We start from the raw sequence: 18,990 nt of genomic DNA, 5'->3' as shown, positions 1-18,990 counted from the left end.
GGGTTCGTCGGCATGCCCGACACCCCCCATCAATCAAGGAGTAAACATGTCCGACCAGACCCTGTACAACACGACCGCCCAGACTGAGGGCAGCTTGCAGCTTGCCCACGAGAAGATCCTCCGCGTCAAGCGTGGCGGTGTTTTCGAGAACATCTCCGGCGACTGCAACAACATCAACGGTATCCCTACCGATGTCATCCAGGCGCGCGAAAACTACGGCAACAAGACCACTCAGTCGATGGAGAAGATCGGCGAGAACTGGGTCATCACGACCGACGTTGAAGCTGTCCGCGACGACACCGGTGCGATTTCCCAGCCGTGGCTTATCGCCCTGCTCAACATCGCCAAGGGGAAGGGTTCCGCGAACAAGGTCGACGTTCAACTGTTCGATGGTAAGGATGAGAACCTTCCCGCGATCGAGGGCAACTTCTCCGTGTCCGTTGCACCACTGAAGACCGGATTTTCCGAGTCCGGCGGGTACAAGTTCACATTCACCTCGAACGGTGTCGTGGATTACATCACCTCCCCGATTGCAAGTACTGGTGAGCCGATCGTTGAGTCGGTGTCGCCGACGTCGGGTGCTGCTGTGGGCGAGATCATCGTCCTGCGTGGTTACAAGTTCACCGGCACGACCGGGATCACCATGGACGGTGCTGCCGTTGTCGAGTTCACCGTGTACGACGACAACACCCTTGCGGTGCTCGTGCCCGCCACCGTTTCTGGTGCGGCACCGATCATCGTCACGAACGCGACCGGTGCCTCGGCAGCGTTCGCGTACGTCGCCGCAATCTAACCAGTTCACTCCCCGGCGGTGGCCTCACTGGTCGCCGCCGGGTGACCACCCTCACAGCAAGGAGCACACCCACTCATGACCATCACCGCCGCCCAGCAAGGCCGCGACCTCCACATCACCGTGATCGGTATTGACGAACCGTTCATTATCAAGCCTCTTCCGGGGCGTGCAGGTATGCAAATCACCGACACCTACCTGAGTGGGGCAACCGGTACCGCCACCAGTGAGCAGATGACTGATGCTCTGGCCATTGCCGTTGACGGTGCAATCCTCGACGGTGACCTGTGGGTACCACGACCGTTGGATGAACGCACTGTCGGTAACCGGATGGGACTCGAGCTATCGATCCCTGAAACAGAATCTGTTGCGCTCGCCGCCATGTTCTGGCAGACGATCCTTGGTGTGTCCGGTGTCAACGCCTACATCGAAGGCGGTGAAGGCTTGGCTGGTGGGGTAAAAGCACTCTGGGCGCTGGTCGCACGTTTGGGGCTCTCACCCTCGCGGACATCGCCCAGTTCGGCATTGGAAACCCTGATTCAACTGGCAAATACCCCCACTACGTCTACCCCGACGGGTGGAAAGCCGAACGTGAAGCAGCCGCAAGACAGGCTGCCGAAACAGACAAAGCCGTAACGGGGGCCACAGCTCAAGACATTTGGGCTGAGGCGTTCCCGCAACTTTTCGGCGAGGTTGAACTTGACCTCGCACAGCATCACCTCATCACGGATATTGACCGCGCTCTCGATACGAGAACGTGGCATTACATCCGATCCGCTACTGAACGACTCCTCAACATCGAGGACTCCTGGTTGAAGAAAGCGGTGATGACTCGTGTTCGATGCCGGATCGATAGTATTCAACATTCAAGTGGCCGGGGACCAGGTCTTCCAAACGGCCATGGCTTCAGCGGAGCAGACCGCTAAAAAGGTTGGCACCACCTCGAAAGAGACCGCGAAGTCCACCGAGGATTTGGGCAAGAAGCAGGAGACTGCCGCCCAGTCAGCGAAACGCCTCGCGAAAGAGCAAGCGGAAGCTGCACAAGCTGCGAAGCAACTCGGCGAGGATGTCAAGCGCGCGCAAACCCAGATCGGGACTGCTGCCGTCGGCATCGACGCATCGGTGCTGGCAATGGTTGCCCTCACGGCGAAGGTTGCGATCGACTGGGAGTCAGCGTGGGCTGGCGTCACAAAAACTGTTGAGGGCACCCCTGAGGAGCTTGGGGCGGTCGAGGATGGCCTGCGCGACCTCACTAAGGTACTTCCGGCCTCCCATCAGGAGATCGCGGCTGTAGCAGAGGCTGCAGGTCAGTTGGGTGTGCAAACAAAGAACGTTGTCGCGTTCACCCGCACCATGATTGACCTTGGCGAAACAACAAACCTGTCAGCGAACGAAGCTGCCACAGCTCTCGCCCGGTTTATGAACGTAATGGGTACCTCGCAGGACAAGGTTTCGAACCTTGGTTCGTCTGTGGTGGAGCTCGGCAACAACTACGCCACCACAGAGGCTGAGATTGTGGCGATGGCCACCCGCCTGTCTGGTGCGGCTAAGCAGGTCGGTCTCACCGAGGGTGAAACGTTAGGCCTTGCCGCGGCACTCTCGTCTGTGGGTATTGAGGCTGAGGCTGGCGGTTCTGCCGTTTCGAAGGTCATGATCGACATCGCTGCGTCCGTTGACAAGGGCGGGAAGCGTCTCGACCAGTTCGCTGAAATCGCTGGGGTTTCCGCTGACGAGTTTGCGAAGAAGTGGAAGACCGACCCGGGCGCAGCTTTGGCTCTGTTCGTGAAGGGTCTTGCTGATGCGGAAGCGCAGGGTGGTTCCACTCTGGGGATGCTTGAGGAACTCGGCATTACCGAAGTTCGCATGCGTGACGCACTGTTGCGTTCTGCTGCTGCGTCTGACTCCTTCACTGAGGCGATGGAGACCGGCAACGAAGCGTTTGATGCGAACAACGCACTCACTTCTGAGGCAGCGAAACGGTACGACACTGTCGCTTCGAAGCTTGCGATCACGAAAAACAATGTGATGGACGCGGCGATCGGTTTCGGGCAGGTGTTCCTCCCCGCAATCTCGGACGCGTCGGAAGGTCTTTCTGAGTTCGCATCGTTCCTTGGTGGGCTTCCTGAGCCTGTGCAGGGTGCTATTGGTGTTCTTGCACTGTTCGCTGGGGCAATCATCCTCAGTGGTGGTGTGGCGCTGTTGGCGGTCCCTAAGATTGCTGAGTTCCGTATCGCGACCGCGCTCCTTGCAACACAGATGCCAAAGACCACTGCAGCACTCCGTGGAACATCCTCGTTCCTTGCTGGCCCGTGGGGTATTGCGATTGCTGCAGCCGCATTGGGTGTTGTGTTGCTCACCGATTACCTTGACTCTCTCAAAGCGTCGTCTGCTGAGTACCAGAACGTTATTACTAACGCGAAGAGTGCCGATGAGCTGTTCAAAGTCTCCGACGAAGGTCGCCTGATCTCCCGCCTGGACGAAGCAACCGAGTCCGCTGAAACATTCCAGTCGACACTGAACACGATCGACACCAACGCGTTCCTCACTGGGCTGAGCCTATCCGCGCAGCAGCTCAAGAAGTCTCTCAAGGATATTGGCGGCGAGCTCGCGATCACTGCGCAGAGTGATCTCCCATCGGCGCAGAAGGCGTTCGCGCTTCTCGCGAAGGAGATGAAACTCTCCGACGAGCAACAGTTGCAGTTGCTGAACCAGATGCCCGAGTACCGCGAGGCTCTGATCGAGCAGGCTACGGCGCTAGGCATCAACATTTCAGCAACTGATGAAGCTGCCGCGAACACGGCACTTCTGGAACTTGCGCAGGGTACGGGGGCGAAGTCATCTACCGAGGCTGCTGACGCATACCTTGCTGCCGCTAATGAAGTCGACGGCCTCACCGACAACCTCGACAGCCTCATTGCGAAAATCAACGAAGCCAACGGTGTCGGGCAGGATGCGGTCAGCGCAAACATTGACTATCAGGACTCGTTGCGCGACGTCGATGCACAAATTGCTGCGATCGCTGCGGGCACTGATGGGTACTCGTCAGGCATCAGTGCGAACACTGCGGCGGGCGCCGAGAACCTTGGCATGCTCAACGACCTCGCTCAAAGTTCGCAAGATGCAGCGAAGGCACAGTTCGATCTCACCAATGACACCGCCACGTACAAGGCCACGCTCGAGGCTGGACGGCAAGCTCTGATAGACAGGGCGATCGCGTTCGGTGCGACAGCAGACGAAGCCGAGAACCTCGCAGACCAGATCTACGCGATTCCTACCGAAAAAGAGTTCAACATGATTGTTGACTCCGGAGAAGCTTTAGCGCGGTTGCAGAAAATTCAAAACCTGATCGACGGCATCGGCAACACCTCGACACTGCACATTGCAACAGGTGGCAGCGGTGGAATCACGAAAGCCGACGGTGGAAAGGTCAACTTCTACGCCGACGGCGGCAGGGAGAACCATATCGCCCAGTTCGCACGCGCCGGCACAATGCGGGTGTGGGCTGAACCAGAAACCGGCGGTGAGTGGTACATCCCTGCCGCCCCCGCGAAGCGCGGACGATCCACAGAGATTCTTGCTGAGGCCGCAGACGAGTTCGGTTTCATGCTGACACCAAAGGGCGACAAAGGCGGACGGTCGTTCGCTGACGGCGGACGCAGCGGCTCACAGTCCTCAGCCAGCAGCAGTTCAGGCCCGCGAGAGATCGTCGGCAAGCTTGAGCTTGTTGGTGGCACGGCTTGGATTCGCGGGTACATCAAAGACGAGCTCGGAGGTTTCTGATGATCACCGTGACCCTGCCCACGATTACCCTCATCAACTCCGACACTGGCACTGACCCGTATCTGGTTGACCTCCCCGGGTGGGATGACAGCGCTGATGTGAAACGCGACAAGGTGCGCCGCAACACCGGGCATGGTGTGTTTGGTCAGTCGCCGGTGTACGACGACGCGAAGTACTTCGACATTGTTGGACGCATCATCCACCCCGGAGGTGCTGAACAGATCCGTGCACTGCGCACAACCCTCATGGGGTTGAAGCAACTTCAACCCGGTTGGCCTGTGACGGTCACTGATTCGACAGATGGTTCAGTGCGCACCGCATACGTCGAGTTCGACGGCAAACTCGGTTTCTATGTGTCTGATGAGAACGCGGTCGCTGACTTCACCATCCCGTTGATGATGAAGGATCCGCGCACGTATGGCCCCGTTGAGGTTCTTTCCACCGGCCTACCGTCAGGTGGTGGCGGGATTGTGTTCCCCATCGTGTTCCCGATCGATTTCGGAACGTCCGGGGTGAGCGGTCGAATCGTGACAACGAACAACGGCGAGGCCGAAACATATTCGACCCTCGAAGTTACCGGCGGGCTCGCTGAAGGGTTCAGCGCTATCTGCGTGGAACTTGGCCGGGAGATCAGATTTGAACGGGCTATCCCCCTTGGTTCTACCGTTTCGGTGAATCTGCGCACAGGGCAGGCATTCATCGATGGTCAGTCTTCTGTTTCCGGGTTCCTCACACGCCGCGACTGGTGGACGAACCCGCCTGGCGAAACCCGAACTATCCAGTTCAACGCCCTCGGTGCAGTTACTGGCACACCGACACTCACAGCGTATACATCGCCCGCGAACAACTAGGAGCACATGATGGCCCTTCAAGATGGATTCCCCTCGGCCAGTGGCCTCGCAGATGCGAATGATGTGCGTCTTGCGTTGGCTGGTCTGATCGTTCGGGATAGTTCCGGAAATCCACGCACTGGCGTTTTTCTGCGAAACACGACCGCGCTAGTCACATCGACGGCGACAATGAATTCTTCTGTTGCGGCTTTCGAGGTTGCGGTGTCGCGCTCAGGGCAGGGTGTGATTTTGCTCCCTAACGACGGAGCAACAAATGTTTTGCATGATGCGGCACCGGTAGCGAACTCGCGATACGACACGATCTATGTGAAGCAGAATGATGCGGTTGCACCTAACGCTGACGCGAATAGCCTTCCTATTTTTGGCATTCTCAAAGGCACAGCGTCAGCGTCACCCACTTTACCTACTTACGCCACCGCAAAGGCGGCACTTGATGCGGCACCGGGTATTGGTGCTGGCGCTGAACCGCTAGCGGCAGTGCTGATCCCTTCGACAGCTACCAGCATGCAGTCAGGTGGGGTGGTTTACACACAGTTGTACCAGTACACGGCTGCGACTGGTGGGGTTGTTCCGTTTCGGACGAAGGCGGCGCTGGATTTGTGGACTAATCCATCGAGCAGGCAGTCGGCTGTTGTCCTAGCTGACGGGTCTCGCTACGAGTTCAACGGATCTATCTGGGCTTCTGTAGGAATTTTCCGCTTTAAGGGCGGCACCCTAGGAGGTGTGACTGTTGTGCCCAACGGCCTCGTCAGAACGGCGGTCGTGTTTCCAGTCGGGATGTTCACGGTGCCACCTATCGTAACTCCGATCAGAACGGATACTGCTAGAGAGGTCACCGTTGCCGTTGAAAACGTCACGACGTCTGGTTTTGATTTCCTGCGGGGACATTCTGATATCGGCGGCGTCTCACGTTCCGGGGTAACAGCGGCGTGGACGGCCATACAAGCTTCTCCGACATCAGCAGGTTAGCGATGCCTAGACGACCTCTTGATGGCGCCCGTCGTGTTACGGGCGATACAGCCTCACATGCGAAACGTGGTGTTGGCCCTGCAACAGATTACGGGGCAGATTCGGGCGAACCAGTTTTCGCCCCCTTCACCGGATGGGTAACACACTGGTGGTCAGACACCGGCGGTTGGTCTGTCGCAATCACTGACAGTGCATGGAAAGTGACCATGCAACACAACTCCGATTTCCGCGGCCCAACCTCAGGGAAAGTCACGGAGGGCACACTGATTGCTGTTGTGGGCAGCACGGGCAGTGCAACATCTGGCCCCCACGTTCACACATGGGTTGAACGTGTCAACGGTTCCGGCAGGTTGTCTTTGGAGGACTGGCTAAGAATCTTTGCCGGCTTCACAAACACTGCCGCTAATGGTGGTCGTGTCCCAGGCCCCACTAATGGCTCTCTTGCGGGGGAGACAGGTACACCCATTGTTGAACCCCCAAAACGGAAGAAGAAGAGCATGAGCACTGGTTATTACACAAAACGTGACGGAACAGTCGAGTGGGCACTCGGTGGTGACTCGCCCGGAACACCCGCAAACTGGTTGACGCTCAGCTCACAATCACTGGCGGATGCGATGGCGGCCGTGCACGGTTCGTTCGTGTTCCTGACCCCGGGATCGTTTGATTCGTTCCGTGACCGCTATCTCTCAGCCGTATCAGTTTCTGGTGGGGTATCGGGTGGTTCTGCTGATTTGTCGCCCGTGCTTGCTGCGGTCGCTGGCGTTTCGGATCAGATCAAACAATTCCCGACCGCGCCGACTGCACTCGAGAACGGCCAAGCCGCACGCGACGCCATAGTCAAGAAGTAACGAGATGGTCGAATCCCGCACTATCATCGGTGACTTCCGCACCGGTCGGAACATCCTTGAACTTGAGGTTGTCACCGACCGGTGGGAGTCCCGCCGAAATGCCTTTGACGACCTCTCCTGTGTGGTGAACTTAGCCGATGAGAGCATGCGTGACCTCGGCCTCTACAACGCTGCCACCGCAGGTAAAACGTTCCTCGCGAAGATCATCGGCGACAACGTAATGGCATTCGGGCTGATGTCGAAACCGCTCTACAACCGTCGACGTCGAACCTTTGAACTCCGGGCACGTAATGACTACTTCAGCCGCCGCACCGTCCTCCCATTGGCGGCACTCACTGAACCGCTGATCGACCCGGCAACCGGTGAAGCAAACCCGCTCACCAACACGGTACTGTCCGGTTGGGACATGGGAACCATCCTCAAGAAGATCGTTCAACAGTCAATGTTGTTCCCGGGTGGTGACTTGCCAATCATCTTCGAAGATGACCGTGTAGGCACTCACGAAGACACCATTCTCGGTTCCGACCTTGTTCCCATCGGACGAACTTTCGACAACTATGCGGCCCGCGACAACGGCCCAGATTGGGAACTCTCCCCACGCCTCACCGCAGACCGACTCGGCATCGAACTGCTGTTCCGCACCGGCACTGAAGAACAACCACGTCTCCGGTCGACATCAATCCACCAGTGGGACTACTCAGTACCGGAACCTGGCGTTGATGATCTTGAGATCGAGATCGACGCAACCGCTATGTCATCTCTCACATGGACCACAGGTGGTCGTTCTGTCGGTAATGCGATGGTTGCTTTTGCGCAGAACCCTGCCCAGCTTGCCGCTGGCTTCCCCCTTTTCGAGTCTGTCGATACTGACCACTCGAGCGCTAGTGACCCCGCGACCGTGCAGTCGTATTCGGATGAACGAATCCGGGTATCCGGTGCGCCTACCCAGTTTTGGCCTTTCCGTGTTCGCACTGACCAGTCACCATTCCCGGGTGAGTATCGGAAGGGTGATCTGTGCGACATCATCGTCCGTGATGATGATCTGATTCCTGATGGAACCTATCGGCGTGAGATCGCCGCACTGTCCGGCACGGAGGATCCGAACTGGATCACCGTCACTACCACGGAGGCACCTCTTGGCTAATCAGACACCGGGCCCTAGCGATTTCCGTTCCCAACTTTCGGAACTGCGTCGAGAGCTGAATGATCGCATTGACCGTATCTCCACCTTTGATGGGTCACAGTATGTGCGGGCTGTTGAGAAGCTTCAGCAGCTGATTGATGATCTTCCCGGGTTAGTCGATGACGTACTTGCGACTGCGGTGAATACCGGCAACGTCACTGCGTCCGGCAACGTCACTGCGTCCGGAACAGTAAACGCTGTCACCACACTAAAAAGTGTGGGCGCTTACAGCACCGACGTGACCGCCCTCCCAGGCGGACGACAAACAGTGTGGCAACACAACAGTGGTGTGTACGGGTACGCACCATCCACAAGCGTCAAAAAAACGAACGTGCGCCCAGTGGATTTCACCGGCGAGAACGTCCGCAGTTGCTTCCCCGGCGTATTTGCGTATCTGGCTCAAATCGATATTCGTGACAACCCCGAGAACGAGTTCTACGACCCCGACTATGTTGTTCCCGATGAGACAGGTCTGTTCGCCGAAGACCTTATCAAGAATGGGCTAAGTGCTTTCGTCACTTTCGAGAGCGACGGCACAACCCCTATGGGTGTTGACTACGCCAACTTTGGGGCCGTGGCGAACCTTGTTGCAATTCAAGATCAGCAACAACAACTCGAAGATTTGCGTGCCGCAGTAGCGGAGCTAAAGGATCGTTAGCCCTGACAAGGGATGTCGTTGCCGTTTTCGTCAACACCACATATTGGGTCTTGGCATCCGTAGCCCAGATCAACATATGGCGGCGGGCAGCCGGGGCCACCTTCGACAGAACCATCAGGATTTGTCCACGCCTCAGGTGCTGGTTCCGGTGCCGGGGCGGGTGCTGGTGCTGGTGCTTCCACGATTGGTGCCGGTGGGACAACAACAGTCTGTAGATCAATTTCTGGTGTCTCCTGACGAAGAGTGTTCTCTTCGACGGTGACGACGACCGCTGTTGGGGTCTGCTCGGGCACCGGCTCGGTTTCGAACCCGCCGTTCGCGGCGAACACTCCAACTCCGCTGAGGCTCGCGAGTGCGATGACTCCTCCTGCGATGCTGGCAACAAAACCTGACTTCTTCACGATGGCCCCTTTCGGCTGTCGCTGAACCTTAACGGCCGCAGACGACATTGTCTACACCCAATCCCCGAACTCTGAGGAGACATATGCCCGAAACCGCTCAGGTTCAACTCATCATCACCTTCGGGTCGATCATTTCTGTGATCGTTACCGTCACCGGGACTGTGCTAGTGGCCATGCTGAACCGTACGAGGCAGCACGCGAAGGTCGCCGCTGACCAGACAAAGAACTCTCACGACACGAACCTGCGGGACGACCTCGACGATAAGTTCCGCGACCTGACCGTGCTTGTGAGGGGCGCTGTCGCTGACATTGGCGGGATGAAGTCCGATATCCGCCAGATTCACCGCGACGCATCCGACGACCGCGACGCTCTCACGAAAGAACGCGAACGGATCCGGAGACTCGAGGAGACAACCCCGCCCGCCATGAAACGACCATCGCGCAGACCAACCACCAAACCGAACAAGGAGCACTAATGTCTAACCCCATCCTCCCCACCATTGACCCGGTCGCTTACTTCCGCACTTACGTGCCGGTCGCGATCGGCTCGCTGATCACGTTCCTGCTCGCACAGTTCACGTGGCTCAACACGGCCATTGCCTACATCGAAACCACGTACGGCAACGGATGGCGCGACCTGCTCATCGCAGCAGCCACCGCTGCTGTCATCGCCCTCTACTACTGGGGTGCCCGCAAGATCGGTGCCCGTTGGCCTAAGGCCGAGAAGTGGTTGCTGGGTTCGTCTGCCACACCGGTATATACCGCACGCTAACTGGTGCAGGATCCTGACGACGAACCGTACATGGTGCCCGTCGACCCGATGGACCTGCTGCAGTGCGATAGCTGCCAGTAGTCCAGCAACGACAACGCCCCGCCCTCTTCGGAGGGCGGGGCGATTTCGTTGTGCTCGGGGTCAGCCGAGAAAATCGAGTCGGCGCTTGATCGATTCACCCTCGATGATGACGGTGCACTGGTACTCGCTGCGCAATGTCGCCCCAAAGCTGTTTTCAGCGTCCACGGTGCCTGTCACTGTCCATTCGCCGAAGCCTTTGGCTGTCGAATCGAACTGGGCTGTTGACGGTGCTTTCAGTTGGGCCTTGACTAGATCTTCGCACTGCGCGATCGCCTCGATGCTGTTGTTGACGTCGTAGCTTTCACTTTCGCTCTCGCTAGAAACAGCGACGAAAATCGCAAATGCAATGACGAGCGCCACAAAACTTCCGACACCAATCCATGTTCGCCGTTCGGAGATCGCGGCACGCTTCTCATCAACGATCGGTGTGAACTTGAGTGCATCCATAGTGACCGAGCCTACTGGCGTACACGTTATCCCTGCAGTCCCAGAATGGGGAGGGTGGTGATTAGAGCAGGTTACCCGCGTCGATTTCACGCGATCCCCGTAGTTGCGAACCGCGTATTTCCGTGGGGTGTATTGCCTCCATAGGGTGCACGGTAAGGTGCAGAGCATATAACTGGGGAGTTACCGTAGTGGCGACTACCCAGTGTTTATATGGAGCCGCCTGTCAGAATCGAACTGACGACCTTCTCATTACGAGTGAGATGCTCTACCAACTGAGCTAAGGCGGCCGGCCGCATTTTCATGAGGCACAGCAAGATAGCTTAGCCGAAGATTCGGGGCTCCAAAGCCGTCACCGTGAAGTCAGCGCTAGGCGCCACAGTTGGGGTCGGTATTGGGCACCGTTCCGCGCACGAAGTAGTTGTCGACAGCATCATCCACACAGGCAACTCCGCCGTTGTAGGCGGTGTGCCCTTCTCCGTTGTAGGTGATGAGTTGAGCACTCTGAAGCTGCTTACTCAAGGCGACCCCCCACTCGTAGGGTGTCGCTGGGTCACCGGTTGTCGAAATGATGAGGATCGGTGGTGCCCCGGTACCTGTCAGCTCAGTGATACCAGGGCCGATGTACTTATAGGGCCAATTCAGGCACGTGAGGTCTGCGGTCGGGGGGAAGTCCCGATACGTCGTTGGCGATGCCGCCTGCATCAATTTCTGTTGTTCGACTAACACGGCAGGGTCAGTCTCGACCGGGTAGTCAACACAGTAAATCGCGATAAAAGCTTCAAGCGAGTTGTCGGTGTAGGTGCCATCGCTATCGCGGCTGTAGTAGAAATCGGCCAAGAAGAATGCGGTATCCGTTCCGCCTCGAGCAGCCTCTGAGAAGAGATCGTTGAGAAACGGCCACGAATCTTGAGAATAGAGTGCAGTACTCATCGCAATATCGATGACACCGGCATCCATCATGCGGCCATCGGGGGCAGCAACCGGTTGAGCGTCATAGCGGTCATAAAGTTCGCGGATGGTCGCGAGTGCGGCATCCACGCCCGCTGTGAAAGGACAATCGTCAAACGACGTGGGGCAGGCTGCCAAATAGTTTTCGAGCGCCCGCTGGAATCCCGCCGTTTGCACGAGCCCCACCTCGAACACCGAGATTGACGAGTCTGTTGCACCGTCGAGCACAATGCGCCCAGCGTTCTGGGGAAAGTTTTCTAGATAGTACGAACCGATATCGCTGCCATAGGAATAACCCAAGTACTGCAGCTTCTCGTCGCCAACAATCGCCCGCAACATGTCGAGATCGTGCACCGTGCTCTGGGTGTCGATGAACTGCAGGATCGGACCCGTGTTGTTAAAGCACGCCTGACCAAAACTGATCGCCGCTTCTTCACTCTCAGCAAGCCACGCATCGCTGCCGACCTCGGCATCCGGGATCCCGTAAATGAAATCATCGAGTCCATCGTCGTCGAGACACGTCACCGGAGTCGAGCGGCCAACCCCGCGAGGATCCCATCCGATGACATCGAAATTTTCGCGAAGCGTCGAACTCACCGCAAAATCAACATCATCATGAATGAGATCAAAACCTGAAGCCCCAGGCCCACCAGGATTCACAAACAGCGACCCCAAGCTTTCGCCGGTCGCCTCATGTCGAGCAAGCGCCAAAGTGATGTCTGTTTCGGGCGAGGGATTAGCCCAATCTATTGGCGCTGTCGCCGTCGCGCACTGAGCGCCGTCATCACAGTCAACCCACGTGAGTACTTGCTCGTAGTACGGGGCAAGTTCCGCGGAAACCGTTTCGCCGGTTGGTTCCGAACGTTCGCCGACGAGCAAGTCGAGGATATTAACACAGCCACTCAGCAGCACCGTCACTGCCGCGGCAGTCGCCACAAGGCTGAACCTGCGGGCGCGGACAGAGGAACTAGCACGGGTGAACTTCACGGCCCTGAGCCTAGCGGTTAGCAGTTGGGGTCGGCGGCCGGAACCACGCCCTTCAACAGAAAGTCTTCCACAGTGGAATTCACGCAGTCGTTCGACTTGTTATATGCCGTGTGGCCCTCACCGTTGTAGGTAATGAGGTGTCCGCTCTCAAGATTGGCGGCAACAGTTTCCGCCCACGCATACGGAGTTGCGGGATCGTTTGTCGTACCGATCACCAACATGTCGGCCGCTCCAGGAGCCGCAATCGCCACCCGCTCGCGCTTCGCCTCCACCGGCCAATTAGCGCACCCCGGATCTCCGTAAGACATCTGCGGCCCAAAGATCGGAGCAGCGACAGCTAAGGCAGCAGCCTGTTCACGCATGCGGGCAGAATCGGCAGGCTCGCGGGCATCCAAACAATTGATTGCAATGAACGCTTCCGTCTGATTCTCCGCATAGCTGCCATCTGCGCCACGACCGTTGTAGCTGTCGGCGAGATCGAACGCAATGCTCGCATCGCCCTCCATCACGGTGGTGAAAAGTTGGCGCAAATACGCCCAATTGCCCTGGCTATAGAGCGGCAAAATGATCGCGGTAAACATCGTCGCGCTGCCCAGCTGGCGGCCATCAGCATTCGCAAGTGGACTCTTATCGAGGCGATCTAGCAGAGTGCGAATCGATGCCCGCGACTGCTCAGTCGATCCGGTGAAAGGACAATCGTTGGCGCCAGCGCAGTCCTCCAAGAACGCATCAAGTGCACCCTCAAAGCCTTGAGCTTGAGCCTTCGTTGCCTCAAATTCGGATGCCGCGGGGTCAACCGCACCGTCAAGAACGAGTCTCCCCGTCTTCTCCGGGAACAACTCCGCGTAGACCTGTCCAAGCAACGTTCCGTAGGAGTAGCCCAAATAGTTCAGCGTGGTGTCACCAAGCGCGGCCCGAAGCATGTCGAGATCGCGAGCAGCACTCAGAGTGTCGACAAACCCCAGAAGAGGCCCGGTCTCCTCAAGGCAGCGCTGCGCAAACTGAGCAGATGTCTCCGTGGAAGCCGCAAGCCACTCGTCGCTGCCCTTCTCCCCCGGTGTAATCCCGTAGATGTACTCGTCGAGCTCCGCCGGCTCTGAGTAGCACGACACCGGCGTCGAACGGTTCACCCCACGAGGATCAAAACCAACCACATCGAACTGTGACTGGAGCGCCTCACTCGTGGCGTAATCCACACTGTCGGCGATGAAATCAAACCCAGAGCCACCAGGACCACCAGGATTCACTAACAACGAACCGATGCGGTCATTGCCGCGCGCTGTCTGACGAACTAGCGCCAACTCGATTGTTTCGCCTTCGGGGTTCTCCCAATCCACCGGCGCCATCGCCGTGGCACACTGCAGCGCATCACCACAGTTCGCCCACTCCAACACCTGCTGGTAGTAGGGCTCAAGTCCCGGAGTCACTGCTTCGTCGGTCGGTGTTGACGTCATGTTTGATTCCGGTGGCATGAACCACGAGACGCAACCGCTCAGCAAGAGCGAGACAGCAAGCGCAGCGGCAGTGACGCCGAAGATGCGCCTCATGCGCCGCGACCGGAAACAGCGACTTTCACGAGCATTGCTTCAAGCGCGAGCGCTGGCGCGACATTGCTCTCGATACGGCGGCGCGCTTCAGCGATACCATCCATGATCGCAAGGGTCGCTACGGGCGTGGTTCTGGCAGCGACCGCGTTGATGTTGTTGAGGATGCTGAGGTTGATGAGTTCGCCAGGAGCGCCGATCTGGGTCAGCAGAATGTCGCGATACAGCGAAAGCAGGTCAACCATGATGCGGTCGATGCCATCACGCAGTCCACGGGTAGCTCGACGCTTCTGGTCCTCTTCCATCGTTTTCAGTTGAGCGCGCAGCGCTGGCGGGATAGTTCCGCCGGGGGCGACACCGAGCGAGCGAAGCGCTGACTCACGTTCCTGGGCGTCCCGCTCTTCGGTGAGCGCTGTGGCATCCGCTTTCGATAGGTCAAGCAAAGTCGTGGCAGCAATCACAGCATTGGACACCGAACGGATGTCGAGAACGGTGGTGAGGGTGCGTTCGCGTCGTTCGCGGGCCTCCGAATTGGTGGCAAGACGGTGTGCCATGCCGATGTGGCTTTGAGCTTCACGCGCGGCACGCAAGGCAATGTCGGGGGCAACACCATCGCGGTCTTGCAGCAGTTGCGCGACATCGTCAATTGCGGGGGTGCGAAGGCGAACGCTGCGCACGCGTGAGCGGATGGTGGGGATGAGGTCCGCTTCGCTTGGGGCACACAGAATCCAGACGGTGCGAGGTGGCGGCTCTTCTAACGCTTTGAGCAGCACGTTGGAGGTGCGCTCAGCCATGCGGTCGGCATCTTCGATAATCATCACGCGGTAGTGGCCAACCGAGGGCGAAAATTGCGATGACGAGACGAGTTTGCGCACTTCGTCAATCGAGATGATGACGCGTTCGGTGCTGAGGACTCCCAAATCGGGGTGAGTGCGGGCCAGGACCTGCTTGTACACAGATTCTTCGGTCTCGTCGCCGCGGGTGCCGAGTAGTGCGGCAGCAAACGCGTAGGCAATGTTTGACCGGCCGGAACCGGGTGGCCCCGTGATCAGCCAGGAGTGAGTCATTGACGATTCGTCTGTGCTTCCCAAAGCCGACGATGATGCTGCCGCCGACAGAACGGCGATCGCCTCAGCTTGACCTGTTAGGCCCTCCCACAACGACATGCGCTCAGTCTAAGCGGGTTGTGGCAGGTGATTCTGGATGCGCTCACGGATTGTGGCGGCGATCTCATTCAGGTCGCGTGCGGCATCCACGACAAGGATGCGATCGGGCTCCTGAGCAGCCCGAGTGAGGAAGGCGTCACGCACGCGGGTGTGGAAATCTTGTTTCTCAGCTTCGAGCCGGTCATAGCGGGTGCGGGCGCTATCGAGGCGCTTGCGGCCGTCGGTCGGGTCGAGGTCGAGCAGCACAGTCACATCGGGCAGTAGCCCCTGCGTTGCCCACAGCGACAGCTCGCGTACTTCGTCAGCGCCGAGCACTCGCCCGGCACCTTGGTAGGCCTCGGATGAGTCGATGTAGCGATCCTGAACCACAATTTCGCCGCGTTCGAGCGCCGGGCGAACCACCGTCGCGATGTGATGCGCACGGTCGGCGGCATAGATCAGTGCCTCAGCGCGCGGATTCATCTCGCCGCGGCGGTGCAACACAATTTCGCGCAGCTCAAGCCCTAGGTCGGTTCCGCCGGGTTCGCGGGTGACGACTACAGTGTGACCGGCAGCGGTAAGCCACTCAACGAGAAGTTTCGATTGTGTGGTTTTACCCGCACCATCTCCGCCCTCGAGGGTAATGAAGAGTCCGGGCACGCTACTTGATTTCGTCAGCCGACGATGCGGCAGCTTTCACGGCTGCCGGCTTCTTGGCCGCCGGTTTCTTTGCGGCAGCGGTGGTCTTTGCCGCAGTCGTTTTTGCGGTGGCCGACTTGGCTGCAGGCTTTTTCGCTGCTGGCTTTTTCGCCGCAGGCTTCTTGGCTGCGGGCTTCTTGGCTGCGGGCTTTTTCGCGGCAGGCTTCTTTGCTGCCGTCTTGCGCTTGACTGGCCCCTTGGCACGCTTGTCGGCGAGCAATTGCACGGCGCGCTCAAAGTCGACGTCTTCGACAGTTTCGCCGCGAGGGATCGTGGCGTTAGTCGTGCCGTCGGTTACGTAAGCACCGAAGCGGCCATCCTTAATCTTGATCGGCTTTTCGCTGACGGGGTCGGCATCGAACTCTTTGAGGGCACTGGATGCTGCGCGGTTTCCGTATTTGGGCTGCGCGTAAAGTTCAACAGCCCCGGCTACGTCGATCTCGAAGATGAGGTCTTCGCTGGTGAGTGATCGAGTCTCTACGCCCTTCTTGAGGTAGGGGCCGTAGCGTCCGTTTTGGGCGGTAATTTCCACACCGGTTTCGGGGTCAACACCAACAACGCGGGGCAGGCTAAGCAGTTTGAGCGCAGTATCGAGGTCGATTGCGTCGAGTTCCATCGTTTTGAAGATGGATGCAGTGCGCGGCTTTACGACGGCGACCTTTTTAGGCTTCTTAGCCTTTTTTACTTCGCCAGTCTTGGGGTCAATCTCTTCGACTGGCTCAGGAACGGGCTCAGGTTCTGGTTCGAGCTCAGTGACGTAGGGGCCGAAGCGTCCATCCTTGGCGACAATCTCTTTGCCGTTTTCGGGGTTCACGCCGATAACGCGGTCGCCGACAACGGGGGCTTCGATAAGTTCGACGGCTTTAGCGAGGGTGAGTTCGTCTGGCGCAAGTGCTTCGGGAATGTTGACGCGGCGCGGTTTCTCGGGGTCGTCACTGGGGGTCTCCAGGTACGGGCCGTACTTTCCGATGCGCAGGGTCACTTCATCCGACAGCTTCATCGAGTTAATTTCCTTGGCATCAATTTCGCCGAGGTTGTCGATAACAGTGCGAAGGCCGCGGTACTTGTCGTCGCCGAAGTAGAACGACTTGAGCCATTCGACCCGGTTCTGGCTGCCACCGGCGATGCGGTCGAGGTCATCTTCCATGCCAGCGGTGAAGTCGTATTGCACCAAGTCGCCGAAATATTCTTCGAGCAAACGGATGACCGAGAAGGCGATCCAGTTGGGCACAAGTGCTTGGCCACGCGGGGTGATGTAGCCCCGGTCGATGATCGTGGAGATGATCGACGCGTAGGTTGACGGGCGACCGATACCGAGCTCTTCAAGCTTCTTGACGAGGCTTGCCTCGGTGTAGCGAGGCGGCGGGCTGGTCTCGTGGCCTTTGGCTTCGACCTCGAGCAGCGTGAGCGTCTGACCTTCTTTGAGCGGAGGCAGCTTTGCTTCTTTTGGCTCGGCGGTGGCGTTGCGCTCTTCGTCTTGGCCTTCTTCGTAGGCCTGCATGAAGCCGCGGAAGGTGATGATGGTTCCGCTTGCCGAGAATTCGGCGACGGGCGCTTCACCGGCAGTGATGGTGATGGATGCCGTTGAGCCTTTGGCATCGGCCATCTGTGAGGCGACGGTGCGCTTCCAGATCAGTTCATAGAGTTTGAAGTCGTTGCCGCGCAGCGTTGACTGCAATTCGCTTGGGGTGCGGAAAGTGTCACCGGAAGGGCGGATTGCTTCGTGGGCTTCTTGAGCGTTCTTGCTTTTGCTGGCGTAGACGCGGGGCTTGTCTGGCACGGCGTCAGCACCGTAGAGCGCGACGGCTTGAGTGCGCGCGGCGGTGATGGCCTGTTGCGACAGCGACGAAGAGTCGGTTCGCATATAGGTGATGTAACCATTTTCGTAGAGCGACTGCGCGACGCTCATGGTTTGGCGTGCGGAGTAGCGCAGCTTGCGGCCGGCCTCCTGCTGCAGCGTCGATGTGGTGAATGGTGCTGCGGGGCGACGCGTGTATGGCTTGGTCTCAACCGTCTTCACGGTGATGGTGGTGCTGGGCATCCGTAGTGCGTCTGCGAGGGTTTGGGCAGCTTTCTCGTCGAGCGCTACAGCGTCGCCCTTGAGGTTTCCGCGGTCGTCGAAGTCGCGGCCGGCGGCTACACGCTTGCCGTCGAGGCGAACAAGCTTTGATTCGAAGCCGTTGGTTTCGCTATCTGGCGAGAGCTGAGCGATGAGGTCCCAGTAGTTGGCGGTGATGAAGGCGAGGCGTTCACGTTCGCGCTCAACAACGAGGCGGGTGGCGGCTGACTGGACGCGGCCGGCGGAGAGGCCGGGGCCGACTTTGCGCCAGAGCACTGGGGAGATTTCGTAACCGTAGAGGCGGTCGAGGATGCGGCGGGTTTCTTGAGCGTCGACAAGTGCAGTATCGACGTCGCGGGTGTTGTTGATGGCCGCTTCAATGGCGTCTTCGGTGATTTCGTGGAACACCATGCGCTTGACGGGAACTTTGGGCTTGAGCACTTGGAGGAGGTGCCACGCGATGGCTTCTCCTTCGCGGTCCTCATCAGTTGCGAGGTAGAGCTCGTTGGCTCCGCTGAGCGCTTTCTTGAGTTCGGAAACGGTTTTCTTTTTGGCGTCGGAAACGACGTAGTAGGGCTCAAAGTCGTTGTCGACATCGACAGAGAACTTGCCAAGGGAACCCTTTTTGAGCTCGGGTGGCAGGTTGCGAGGTTCGACGAGGTCTCGAATGTGGCCGACCGAGGAGAGCACGTCGTAGTCGTCACCGAGATACTTGGCTATCGTCTTGGCCTTGGTGGGCGACTCGACAATGACAAGCTTTTTGGTGCCAGACACGGGACTCCTTGGGTGATGACGCACTTGACCGGTGGCAGCGCCACTGTCAGCGAC

17 protein-coding genes, 1 tRNA gene and 1 pseudogene are annotated in these 18,990 nt (G+C 58.4%); 11 read left to right on the top strand and 8 right to left on the bottom strand.

Translation table 11 applies throughout. From position 1 onward, the window contains the following. The first annotated feature begins 46 nt into the window (after nucleotides 1-46). From AC061P_RS02460 to AC061P_RS02420, 9 genes and pseudogenes are all read left to right on the top strand, one after another. Nucleotides 47-793, top strand: a complete 747-nt coding sequence (locus AC061P_RS02460) for an IPT/TIG domain-containing protein (RefSeq protein WP_480391720.1) — start codon at nucleotides 47-49, stop codon at nucleotides 791-793. Nucleotides 794-868: 75 nt separating this feature from the next. Further along, nucleotides 869-1,426, top strand: coding sequence for a hypothetical protein (locus tag AC061P_RS02455; RefSeq protein WP_480391719.1), 558 nt, complete (start codon nucleotides 869-871; stop codon nucleotides 1,424-1,426). Nucleotides 1,427-1,690: 264 nt separating this feature from the next. Further along, nucleotides 1,691-4,570, top strand: a complete 2,880-nt coding sequence (locus tag AC061P_RS02450; protein ID WP_480391718.1) for a phage tail tape measure protein — start codon at nucleotides 1,691-1,693, stop codon at nucleotides 4,568-4,570. Then, nucleotides 4,570-5,421 (top strand): hypothetical protein, encoded by an 852-nt coding sequence (locus AC061P_RS02445; RefSeq protein WP_480391717.1) that lies wholly within the window; start codon nucleotides 4,570-4,572, stop codon nucleotides 5,419-5,421. Before AC061P_RS02450 ends, AC061P_RS02445 begins: the two co-directional genes overlap by 1 nt. Nucleotides 5,422-5,430: 9 nt before the next feature. Further along, nucleotides 5,431-6,390, top strand: coding sequence for a hypothetical protein (locus tag AC061P_RS02440; protein WP_480391716.1), 960 nt, complete (start codon nucleotides 5,431-5,433; stop codon nucleotides 6,388-6,390). 2 nt (nucleotides 6,391-6,392) lie between these two features. Continuing rightward, a pseudogene (locus AC061P_RS02435) lies at nucleotides 6,393-6,707 on the top strand (M23 family metallopeptidase); the annotation flags it as partial. Between the two features lie 180 nt (nucleotides 6,708-6,887). Then, a complete protein-coding gene (locus tag AC061P_RS02430) occupies nucleotides 6,888-7,238 on the top strand; it encodes a hypothetical protein (RefSeq protein WP_480392189.1) in 351 nt (116 codons plus the stop codon). 4 nt (nucleotides 7,239-7,242) lie between these two features. Next, entirely contained in the window at nucleotides 7,243-8,382 is a 1,140-nt protein-coding gene (locus AC061P_RS02425; protein ID WP_480391715.1) for a hypothetical protein, read from the top strand. After that, nucleotides 8,375-9,079, top strand: a complete 705-nt coding sequence (locus tag AC061P_RS02420; RefSeq protein WP_480391714.1) for an Ig-like domain-containing protein — start codon at nucleotides 8,375-8,377, stop codon at nucleotides 9,077-9,079. Before AC061P_RS02425 ends, AC061P_RS02420 begins: the two co-directional genes overlap by 8 nt. Here AC061P_RS02420 and AC061P_RS02415 read toward each other — a convergent pair. Further along, a complete protein-coding gene (locus AC061P_RS02415) occupies nucleotides 9,076-9,480 on the bottom strand; it encodes a hypothetical protein (RefSeq protein WP_480391713.1) in 405 nt (134 codons plus the stop codon). The two genes, AC061P_RS02420 and AC061P_RS02415, sit on opposite strands and share 4 nt — an antisense overlap. Before the next feature lie 83 nt (nucleotides 9,481-9,563). On the opposite strand from AC061P_RS02415, the gene AC061P_RS02410 reads away from it, so the two are divergent. Further along, nucleotides 9,564-9,956, top strand: coding sequence for a hypothetical protein (locus AC061P_RS02410; RefSeq protein WP_480391712.1), 393 nt, complete (start codon nucleotides 9,564-9,566; stop codon nucleotides 9,954-9,956). Further along, nucleotides 9,956-10,252, top strand: coding sequence for a hypothetical protein (locus AC061P_RS02405; protein WP_480391711.1), 297 nt, complete (start codon nucleotides 9,956-9,958; stop codon nucleotides 10,250-10,252). Before AC061P_RS02410 ends, AC061P_RS02405 begins: the two co-directional genes overlap by 1 nt. A 141-nt stretch (nucleotides 10,253-10,393) precedes the next feature. Here AC061P_RS02405 and AC061P_RS02400 read toward each other — a convergent pair whose 3' ends face one another. From AC061P_RS02400 to topA, 7 genes are all read right to left on the bottom strand, one after another. Continuing rightward, a complete protein-coding gene (locus AC061P_RS02400; protein ID WP_480391710.1) occupies nucleotides 10,394-10,780 on the bottom strand; it encodes a hypothetical protein in 387 nt (128 codons plus the stop codon). Nucleotides 10,781-10,991: 211 nt separating this feature from the next. Further along, a tRNA-Thr gene (locus AC061P_RS02395) sits at nucleotides 10,992-11,067 on the bottom strand. A 79-nt stretch (nucleotides 11,068-11,146) separates the two neighbouring features. Next, nucleotides 11,147-12,715 carry an alpha/beta hydrolase gene (locus AC061P_RS02390; protein ID WP_480391709.1) on the bottom strand — a complete coding sequence of 523 codons (1,569 nt, stop codon included), beginning with the start codon at nucleotides 12,713-12,715 and terminating at the stop codon, nucleotides 11,147-11,149. Between the two features lie 17 nt (nucleotides 12,716-12,732). Next, nucleotides 12,733-14,262 carry an alpha/beta hydrolase gene (locus AC061P_RS02385; RefSeq protein WP_480391708.1) on the bottom strand — a complete coding sequence of 510 codons (1,530 nt, stop codon included), beginning with the start codon at nucleotides 14,260-14,262 and terminating at the stop codon, nucleotides 12,733-12,735. Further along, nucleotides 14,259-15,425 (bottom strand): DNA polymerase III subunit delta', encoded by a 1,167-nt coding sequence (locus AC061P_RS02380; RefSeq protein ID WP_480391707.1) that lies wholly within the window; start codon nucleotides 15,423-15,425, stop codon nucleotides 14,259-14,261. The genes AC061P_RS02385 and AC061P_RS02380 overlap by 4 nt, the downstream gene beginning before the upstream one ends. Nucleotides 15,426-15,434: 9 nt before the next feature. Next, nucleotides 15,435-16,064, bottom strand: a complete 630-nt coding sequence (tmk, locus tag AC061P_RS02375; RefSeq protein ID WP_480391706.1) for a dTMP kinase — start codon at nucleotides 16,062-16,064, stop codon at nucleotides 15,435-15,437. Nucleotide 16,065: 1 nt separating this feature from the next. Next, entirely contained in the window at nucleotides 16,066-18,936 is a 2,871-nt protein-coding gene (gene topA, locus AC061P_RS02370; protein ID WP_449648323.1) for a type I DNA topoisomerase, read from the bottom strand. Between the last annotated feature and the right edge of the window lie 54 nt (nucleotides 18,937-18,990).

The sequence above is a fragment of the Rhodoglobus sp. G.S.4 genome, from assembly GCF_056619605.1.
The sequence above is the reverse complement of the archived record's forward strand: the minus strand, read 5'-3'. Positions and strand labels throughout refer to the sequence as shown.

What these genes read in the sequence shown, in the direction of transcription:
- AC061P_RS02410 (WP_480391712.1), top strand. Translation starts at nt 9,564, where the DNA reads ATGCCCGAAACCGCTCAGGTTCAACTCATCATCACCTTCGGGTCGATC.
- AC061P_RS02405 (WP_480391711.1), top strand. Translation starts at nt 9,956, where the DNA reads ATGTCTAACCCCATCCTCCCCACCATTGACCCGGTCGCTTACTTCCGC.
- AC061P_RS02455 (WP_480391719.1), top strand. Translation starts at nt 869, where the DNA reads ATGACCATCACCGCCGCCCAGCAAGGCCGCGACCTCCACATCACCGTG.
- AC061P_RS02400 (WP_480391710.1), bottom strand. Translation starts at nt 10,780, where the DNA reads ATGGATGCACTCAAGTTCACACCGATCGTTGATGAGAAGCGTGCCGCG.
- AC061P_RS02380 (WP_480391707.1), bottom strand. Translation starts at nt 15,425, where the DNA reads ATGTCGTTGTGGGAGGGCCTAACAGGTCAAGCTGAGGCGATCGCCGTT.
- AC061P_RS02460 (WP_480391720.1), top strand. Translation starts at nt 47, where the DNA reads ATGTCCGACCAGACCCTGTACAACACGACCGCCCAGACTGAGGGCAGC.
- AC061P_RS02450 (WP_480391718.1), top strand. Translation starts at nt 1,691, where the DNA reads ATGGCTTCAGCGGAGCAGACCGCTAAAAAGGTTGGCACCACCTCGAAA.
- AC061P_RS02430 (WP_480392189.1), top strand. Translation starts at nt 6,888, where the DNA reads ATGAGCACTGGTTATTACACAAAACGTGACGGAACAGTCGAGTGGGCA.
- AC061P_RS02445 (WP_480391717.1), top strand. Translation starts at nt 4,570, where the DNA reads ATGATCACCGTGACCCTGCCCACGATTACCCTCATCAACTCCGACACT.
- AC061P_RS02440 (WP_480391716.1), top strand. Translation starts at nt 5,431, where the DNA reads ATGGCCCTTCAAGATGGATTCCCCTCGGCCAGTGGCCTCGCAGATGCG.
- AC061P_RS02425 (WP_480391715.1), top strand. Translation starts at nt 7,243, where the DNA reads ATGGTCGAATCCCGCACTATCATCGGTGACTTCCGCACCGGTCGGAAC.
- AC061P_RS02385 (WP_480391708.1), bottom strand. Translation starts at nt 14,262, where the DNA reads ATGAGGCGCATCTTCGGCGTCACTGCCGCTGCGCTTGCTGTCTCGCTC.